The sequence below is a fragment of the Corallococcus praedator genome, assembly GCF_003612125.1.
Taxonomy (GTDB): domain Bacteria; phylum Myxococcota; class Myxococcia; order Myxococcales; family Myxococcaceae; genus Corallococcus; species Corallococcus praedator.
Window position 1 is genome coordinate 1 of the sequence record NZ_RAWI01000620.1, and the last position, 3,528, is coordinate 3,528.

Genomic DNA, 3,528 nt, shown 5'->3' on the forward strand with positions numbered 1-3,528 from the left:
GGGTTGTTCAAATGAGGGCAAGGGAAACGAGCCCCGTTATATAGGGCGCCCTCATGTCCCTCGACCTCAAGCGCGTGGCCTCCGAGCCCCTCACGTCTTCCGCCCCCCTGGTGGAAGAGCTTCGCAAGGCGCAGAAGCCCCGAACCGAGCACCGGCTCGGGCTGGAGCACGAGAAGTTCATCTACCCGGTGGGGTCCGCCCAACCCGTGCCCTACGAGGGGCCGAACGGGGTGGGGGCCCTGCTGGAGAAGCTGGCGTCCGGGGGCTACGACCCCTTCCGCGAAACGCCCCAGTCGCCGGTCATCGCGCTGCAGAAGGGCATGGCGGCCATCTCGCTGGAGCCGGGAGGGCAGTTCGAGCTGTCCGGCAGCCCCTTCTTCACGGCGCGCGAGGCGCACGCGGAGAACCTGGCGCACCTGACGGAGACGAAGGCCGCGGCGAAGGCGCTGGGCCTGCGGCTGGTGGCGTTGGGTTACCGGCCGGTGGGCACGACGGGGGAGATGCCCTGGATGCCCAAGACGCGCTACCAGGTGATGCGCCGCACGCTGCCGACGCGCGGCCGGCTGGCGCTGAACATGATGTTGATGACGTCCACCGGGCAGGTGTCGCTGGACTGGGCGGACGAAGCGGACTGCGTGAAGAAGACGGTGACGGTGGCGCGCCTGTCCCCGCTGCTGGTGGCGCTGTACGCCAACAGCCCGCTGCTGGAAGGCAAGCCGTCCGGCTACATGACGTTCCGCAGCCGCGTCTGGGAAGAGGTGGACCCCACGCGGTGCGGCTACCTGCCGTCCTGGTTCGACGGCTCCTTCTCCTATCAGGCGTATGTGGACTGGGCGCTGGACGCGCCGCTCCTGTTCCTGCGGCGCCAGGGCGAGTACCGCCACCCGGAGCTCACCTTCCGCCAGCTCCTGAAGGAGGGCTACGAGGGCAAGCCGCCGGACATGGGGGACTGGACGGACCACCTGTCCACGCTCTTCCCCGAGGTGCGGCTGAAGAAGGTGCTGGAGGTGCGCGGCGCGGACTGTGCCAGCGCGGCGATGACGGGGGCCCTGGGGGCCCTCTGGCGCGGCATCCTCTATGACGCCCAGGCGCTGGACGAGGCGCAGCTGCTCTTGCCCCGGCTGAACTTCACCGAGCACCTGTCCTTCCACGACACCGCGCGCCGCGAGGGCCTGGCGGGGAAGCTGGGCGCGCACGAGCTGCACCGGCTGGCGGCGGAGATGGTGGCCATCGCGAAGCGGGGGCTCCTGCGGTTGGATCCGCTGGACGCGCCGCTGCTGGCGCCGCTGGAGGCCGTGGCCGCGTCGGGGAAGTCCCCCGCGCAGGCGGTGCTGGATGCGTGGGCGGAAGATCCGCGTCCGGAAGTGTTGATGACGCGCTTCGAGCTGTGAGGCCTTGAAGCGCGTCCCTTCGCGGACGCGGACCTCCTGGGCGGCGGGCTAGAAGCGGCCGCCCAGGGTGATGTTGCCGTTGAAGAGGCTGCCCTTCGCGTCGTCGTCGGTGCCGGGGACGGTGACCAGCTCCTCGCCGCCGACGAGGCGGTAGGTGCCACGCACGCCGGCGAAGAAGTTGCCCAGGCGGTAGTCGATGCCCGCGGCCATGGGGAACTCCGTCTGCCAGTCGTTGCTGAAGACGGGCTCCGAGCCGCTGGAGGCGTCCAGGTAGCTCAGGCCCAGGCCGAGGCCGACGAACGGGTGCCACTTCTCATCGACGATGGGGCCCAGCTTGGCCAGGAGGGTCCCGTTGTTGCGCCAGATATGGTTGCCGCCGCTCACGCGGGCATCATCGATGGGGACGCTCTGGCCTTCGTAGCCGACCTCCACGCCGACGAGGTCCGAGGGCTGGGCGACGGCGGTGATGCCGAACAGCGCGCCTATCCCCGTTTCGTCACCCAGGTCGCCGGTGAAGCCGCCCAGGCCGACGCGCACGTCCAGGCCGGCTTCGACCTCCTGTTCGTTGAGGCCCACCCTGCGCCCCACCTGGGTCGCGTCCACCGCGAAGGCCGGGGCCGCGATGCCCACACCCGCCGCCACCACTCCCGCCATCATCGAAAGCTTTCTCATGTCCAGGCTCCTCCCGGTCTGTGAACTGTGAGACCTGGAATGGAAGCTGGGTCCTCCGGGATGGACACCACACCTGCCCTGGCGGAGGAGCCAGGGGACCCAGGGCCCTACCGGCGGCCGAAGAGCTTCTTCAGCCCGGACAGCAGGCCCCCAGGGCGGGACTCGGGTTCGGTGAGGAAGGGCGAGCGGGCGACGAGGGCCTCGCGCGCGGCGTCGTCCAGGTCCTCCGTCGCGAGCGTCACGGGTTGACGCTTGCCGCCGGGCAGGGTGGCGCTGAAGGCCAGGGTGCCGTCGGTGGACAGCTCCAGGTGCACCTCCACCTCGCCGGGGCGCTCCACGGTGAGGCAGAGGGCGCCCAGCCACTCGTTCTCCGCGACCGCCTGCGCGGTGCCCTGGAAGAACGCGAGCACCAGCGGGCCGGGCGCGGCCACGGGGAGCACCAGCGTCTTGGAGGTGGGCAGGCGGGTGTTGCGCTCCAGCACGCGGCGGAAGGTGCCGGCGTGTTCGGCGACGCCGATGGGGGAGGTGAGGACCTCCGAGACGCTGGCGGCGGGCTTGCCGACTTCCGCCAGGAGCAGCGCGTGGCCGAGCATCGCGGCGCCGCGCACCCCGGCGCTCCGGGCGTCCACGTCCTCGCGCACGGGCACGCCCAGGCTCTCCTCCAGCCGGCGGCGCACGAGGGGTGAGCGGCCCTGTCCGCCCACGAGCACCACGGCGTCCAGGCCCTGCGGGGAGAGGGCGTTGGATTCGAGCACCTCGCGGGTGACGGCGACGACGCGCTGGGCGAGGTCGGCGGTGAGGGCCTCCACGCGCTCGCGGTCCAGGGTGGGGCCCCGGCCGGAGGGCAGCACGACGTCCACCGAGTCCTGGGTGGAGAGGGTCTCCTTGGTGGCTTCGGCGATGGCGCGCAGGGGCAGCCAGTCGAGCGGGTGTTCGGGGCGGGGCTGGCCCTGTTCGGACGATTCGCCGACGAGCGCTTCGGCGATGCGGGCGTCGAAGTCCATGCCGCCCAGGGTGGGGTCTCCGCCGGTGGTGACGACCTCCAGGTCGTCGCCGGTCACCTGCACCACGCAGACCTCCAGGCCGCCGCCGCCCAGGTCCACGACGAGGACGCGCTTGCGGGCCATGCCCCGGCCGTGCGCATACGCGAGCGCGGCGGCGGCGCTGTTGGTGAGCATGCGGCGCACGTCCAGGCCCGCTTCGAGGGCGGCGTCGCGGAGGGCGGCGCGCTGGCGTTCGGTGAAGTGCGAGGGCGCGCAGAGGACGGCGCGCGTCACCTTGCGGCCGAGGAACGCGGTGGCGGCCTGGTGCAGTTCGCGCAGGAGCAGGGTGGTGAAGAGGGCGGGGCCCACGACGCGGCCCCCGAGCTCCACGCCCGCGTCGCCGCGAAGGTCGGTGGCGATGGGGAAGGGCAGCTGGGGCGCAAGCCAGCGCAGGTGCGGGGAGCGCGCGCGCAGGCCCAGCA

The 3,528-nt window shown here is 72.1% G+C and carries 3 protein-coding genes; 1 reads left to right on the plus strand and 2 read right to left on the minus strand.

The window, feature by feature from the left end:
- Positions 1-53 precede the first annotated feature (53 nt).
- Entirely contained in the window at positions 54-1,391 is a 1,338-nt protein-coding gene (locus D7Y13_RS39895) for a glutamate--cysteine ligase (protein ID WP_120538263.1), read from the plus strand.
- A 48-nt stretch (positions 1,392-1,439) separates the two neighbouring features.
- Here D7Y13_RS39895 and D7Y13_RS39900 read toward each other — a convergent pair whose 3' ends face one another.
- Positions 1,440-2,063, minus strand: a complete 624-nt coding sequence (locus D7Y13_RS39900; protein WP_120538264.1) for a hypothetical protein — start codon at positions 2,061-2,063, stop codon at positions 1,440-1,442.
- Positions 2,064-2,170: 107 nt separating this feature from the next.
- A partial coding sequence (locus D7Y13_RS39905) for an Hsp70 family protein (RefSeq protein ID WP_147452616.1) occupies positions 2,171-3,528 on the minus strand: 1,358 nt, incomplete at its 5' end.